We start from the raw sequence: 4,502 nt of genomic DNA, 5'->3' as shown, positions 1-4,502 counted from the left end.
CTCTACGAGCGCGCACTCGACCCGGACAAGACCCTCGACATGCTCCGCTTCAATATCGGCTACGGTAAGCGACTCACCTGGCCGGACGACAACTGGCAGGTCTCCCTCGGGCTGACCTACAATATGTACCGGATGCACAACTGGGGCGCCTACTACTACAACTTCGGTATGGAGAATGGTGTCGCCAATGACATCAACCTCTCGCTCAATCTTGCCCGCTCCTCGATCGACAACCCGATCTACACTCGCCGAGGCTCTAGCTTCTCCATCGAGGCGCAGTCGACCCTGCCGTACTCCCTCTGGGATGGCGTCGACTACTCCGACCCGAAGCTCCCCGATGCCGACCGCTACCGCTTCATCGAATACTATAAGGTAAAGGGGAAGGCTCAGCTCTTCATCCCCCTTATGGACCCGATCAATACCAAGCGCACCCCCGTTCTGATGGCGAGTGCGGAGTCCGGCACGATCGGCTCCTTCAGCCCCTACAAGCGCTCTCCCTTCGGCACCTACTACATGGGTGGTGACGGTATGTCCTCCTACTACGGCTACCTCAATGAGATGATCGGCCTGCGCGGCTACCGCAATGGCTCCATCTCCGGTGCCAGCGGACGCGGTGCCTATGTCTACTCCAAGGTCTTCATGGAGCTCCGGTATCCGGTGATCTTTGAGAATCAGGCGACGATCTGGGTACTCGGCTTCGCTGAGGCAGGTAACTCCTGGGAGTACCAGAAGGACTTCAACCCCTTCCAGCTTAAACGATCTGCCGGCCTGGGCGTCAGAATAATGTTGCCACAGCTGGGTCTGATGGGTATCGACTGGGGCTACGGGTTTGATGCCCCGGACGGATCTGCCCAGATCGGTGGCAGCAACGTCCACTTCGTCCTCGGTCAGCAGTTCTGATCAACGGACGTCAGTTACTACCCAACTAAGACAATAAACGATATGAAAGAGATAAGAAAAACGGCTCTCCTCGCCCTCCTTGCCCTCGTGGCATCGGTCGGGATGACGCTCCCCTCTCAGGCGCAAGACTACATCACCTATGCTCTGGTGGATATGCAGTACATCCTCACCAATATCCCTCAGTACAAGGAGGCGACTGAGCAGCTGCAGGAGACCGCCAAGGGCTACACCGCTGAGGTGAAGAAGCTCCAGGATCAGGCCGGCACGCTCTATGCCGACTACCGCAAGCAGATGGGCTCCCTCTCCGCCGACCAGCGTGCCTCTCGCGAGAAGCAGATCGTCGAGGTGGAGAATCGTGCCGCCGAGCTGCAGCAGAAGTACTTCGGTCCCAAGGGCGAGATGGCGAAGCTCCAGGAGCAGCGCATCAAGCCGATACAGGACAAGGTCTACGAGGCGATCAAGCTCTACAGCCGTAAGTATGGCGTCTATATGGTCCTCGATCGCGCCTCCGGCATGGGCACCATTGTCTACGCTGACCCCGCCGCTGATATCAGCAACGACATCCTTAAGATCCTTGGCATCTCTGTGAAATAACGTACCTTTGTGCGTTTCATGACCCTGAATATAAATCAATAACGTAAGATACATTTCCATGAAAAGAACGTTTCTCATCCTCTGTGCTGCAATGCTCTTCCCCATCTTTGCCGGTGCGCAGAGCCACAAGATCGGTATCGTAGACTCTCAGAAGGTACTCAGCGAGATGCCTGAGATGAAGTCCATGCAGTCCGAGCTCGATAACCTCGCCAAGAAGTACGAGGACACTCTCGTGCAGCTGCAGAAGGAGTTTCAGACCAAGTACCAGGACTTCGTCAAGGAGCAGGAGACTATGGTCGAGTCCATCAAGAGCCGTAAGCAGCAGGAGCTGGAGGACCTCTCCAAGCGTATCCAGGACCTCAATAACGTGGCCCAGCAGGATATGCAGAAGAAGCAGGTAGAGCTCTTCGCCCCCATTCAGACCAAGCTCCGTGAGGCGATCAATAAGGTCGGCAACGATGGTGGCTTCACCTACATCATGGACTCCAGCCAGATGCTCTACGTCGGCAACGGCAGCGAGGACGTCACCTCTCTCGTCAAGTCCAAGCTCGGTCTCTGATCGCATCTGACCTAACTCATCATACAGCACCCCCGTCGGACGAAAGCTCGGCGGGGGTGCTCCCATATCGGGCAAGTCGGACATATCGGACAAGTCTGACAAGTCTGACAAGTCTGACGGGAGCCACTCTATCGGACTGGCTGCCGGGGAGCCTCCCTCGATGGTTGGTCTCCCTATGAGATCACCCCCACCCCCGCCGGAGCAGGCTGATATCTATTATCGGGTTTAGTGATCACTAAACCCGGTAATAGTTGTCACTAATACCGGTAATAGATATCCCCCCCTCGGCAGGGGTGTTTCTGCTCTTTGCTTTTCCGGGGTGCCTTCCCCTCTTCTCTCGGTCGGTGAGCTATTAGAGATTTGCGCCATTTTAGATACCTTTGCCCGTACGACACATAGATCACTACAACTTGGCTAAGAGCAAAACACCCCGATCTCACCAGAGATCGTCCACTAAGCGACCGAGTCGGTCCACCTCGCCGGTTCGGAGAGGTGGCGCTCCGTCACGCAAGCCTACCCGTCGGCTCCCCTCCTCGGTCAATACCTCTCACGTACAGGAGAGCTATAGCCCTGAGGAGCCGCAGGCACTCCTCGACCTCATCATGACGAAGTCGGGACGCTCCCGCACGGCCGCCAAGCGGCTCGTCGCCTCCGGGAGGGTCTCCGTGGCGGAGGAGCCGACGACGATGGCGACGCTGATGGTGGATCCCGGCACGACTGTGACGGTGCATCGGCTGGCACCAGTGGCTCCGTTCTCTCACCACCTCATCTCGATAGAGTGGGAGGATGAGGAGTACGTCGTGGTCTATAAGAAAACCGGTATCCCCACAGTGAATACCGCCCATAAGGACCCGCACAATACGGTGATGTATATCCTCAGCCGTCACTATAAGAAGAGCAACCCCGCCGCCAAGCTCTTCATGCTCAGCCGGCTCGACAAGAGCTCCGCCGGATTTGTCGTCTTCGCCAAGACGACGGAGGCGAAGGAGCGGCTTGCCCGCCGATGGAGCAGCGTCGTGCACCATCAGCGCTATGCGCTCGTGGTGGAGGGGATGCTGCCGACGACGGAGGCCTTTGAGCTCACCTCGGTATCTACCCCCGGTGATGAGGAGAAGAGGGGACGCACCGCCGCCCGCACGGAGACCGTAGTCCGCGCTGAGGTGCAGCCTCTCACCAGCTCGGCGGGGGGTAACCTCCATCTCGTGGAGGCGGACGTGGTAGGGTCGCGGATCTACTCGATGCGTAAGATCTTCGGGGACAATAAGCTCCGGATCTTCGGCGACATACGGTACCACTCGCACTTCTACGCTAAGGATCAGATCGCTCTGGCTCAGACCGAGCTGGAGATGACGATGCCACACACGGGGGAGACGCTTCGTCTGAGACGACCGATCCCGTCACACTTCAGACTCCTACTGACACAGGATAAGCGGGAGAAGGGGGAGTAGTTCGATCCCTGCTCTCCTAAGCTCCATTATGAAGACCTTTATACCAAACTTTTATACTGACTCATAGGTATGCGTAAGCATTTAGTCACACTCTTTGCACTTCTTCTGGCGACCATCTGCTCCACGCAGGCAGGTGCTCAGATGTTTGAGAACATTGTGCGGTGGGAGACCGCCCAGACCAATGATGCTGACGGCGTAGTGACGCTCACCTACACGGCGACGATCCAGTCCGGCTGGCATATATACGGCGTGGATCTGCCTGAGGATGGTCCTACCGTCACCACTGCAGACCTCTCCGAGAGCAAGGGGATCAAGGCGCTAACCGGTCTGATCCCGGACAAGAAGCCGGCGACTACGTACGACCCCAATTTTGCGATGGATCTCACCACCTTCGATGGCAAGGTGACCTTTACGCAGAAGGTGCAGATCCTCGACCCGACAAACTTTGTCATCCAGGGGGATCTGATCTGGCAGGCGTGTGATGATAAGACCTGTACGCCTCCAGATCGTTACTCCTTCTCTTACGGACCCAAGGATCTCAAGACAGCCGTCACCTCTGTCCCGACTGCCGACATAGAGGAGGGCGACGAGGTGGTAGAGGACGAGCCTGCTCCTGAGCCTGTCGCTCTCACTGAGGGGGCGGCGGACACGGACGATGCGGCACTCTACGAGTCGGTCGAGAGCGAGCTGAGAGCGTACGGGGACAAGAACTTCACCAGCCCCGATACGTCTCTCTGGAAGATCTTTATCCTCGGCTTCCTCGGCGGTCTGGTGGCACTCTTTACCCCCTGTGTCTGGCCGATCATCCCGATGACGGTGAGCTTCTTCATGCACCGGTCACAGAGTAAGAAGAGTGCGCTCCGGGATGCGATCATCTACGGCCTCTCGATCGTGGTGATCTACGTCGCCCTCGGACTGCTCGTCACCGGTCTCTTCGGAGCCAGTGCGCTGAATGAGCTGTCGACCAATGCGATATTCAATATCTTCCTCTTCCTCCTGCT

The 4,502-nt window shown here is 57.4% G+C and carries 5 protein-coding genes; all 5 read left to right on the top strand.

Annotated elements, in window-relative coordinates:
- On the top strand, nucleotides 1-900 hold a 900-nt coding region (locus tag Q0F21_RS05600), incomplete at its 5' end, for a BamA/TamA family outer membrane protein (RefSeq protein ID WP_297238163.1).
- Between the two features lie 42 nt (nucleotides 901-942).
- The gene (locus Q0F21_RS05595; RefSeq protein WP_297238161.1) at nucleotides 943-1,494 is read left to right on the top strand and encodes an OmpH family outer membrane protein; all 552 of its coding nucleotides are present in this window, start codon (nucleotides 943-945) and stop codon (nucleotides 1,492-1,494) included.
- A 58-nt stretch (nucleotides 1,495-1,552) separates the two neighbouring features.
- Nucleotides 1,553-2,053: an OmpH family outer membrane protein gene (locus Q0F21_RS05590; RefSeq protein ID WP_288966527.1), complete on the top strand. Its 501-nt coding sequence runs from the start codon at nucleotides 1,553-1,555 to the stop codon at nucleotides 2,051-2,053.
- Nucleotides 2,054-2,463: 410 nt separating this feature from the next.
- A complete protein-coding gene (locus Q0F21_RS05585) occupies nucleotides 2,464-3,501 on the top strand; it encodes a pseudouridine synthase (protein ID WP_297238159.1) in 1,038 nt (345 codons plus the stop codon).
- A 69-nt stretch (nucleotides 3,502-3,570) separates the two neighbouring features.
- The coding region (locus tag Q0F21_RS05580) for a protein-disulfide reductase DsbD domain-containing protein (protein WP_297238157.1) at nucleotides 3,571-4,502 on the top strand (932 nt) is incomplete at its 3' end.

This window comes from uncultured Porphyromonas sp., assembly GCF_934359325.1.
GTDB lineage: Bacteria > Bacteroidota > Bacteroidia > Bacteroidales > Porphyromonadaceae > Porphyromonas_A.
The sequence above is the reverse complement of the archived record's forward strand: the minus strand, read 5'-3'. Positions and strand labels throughout refer to the sequence as shown.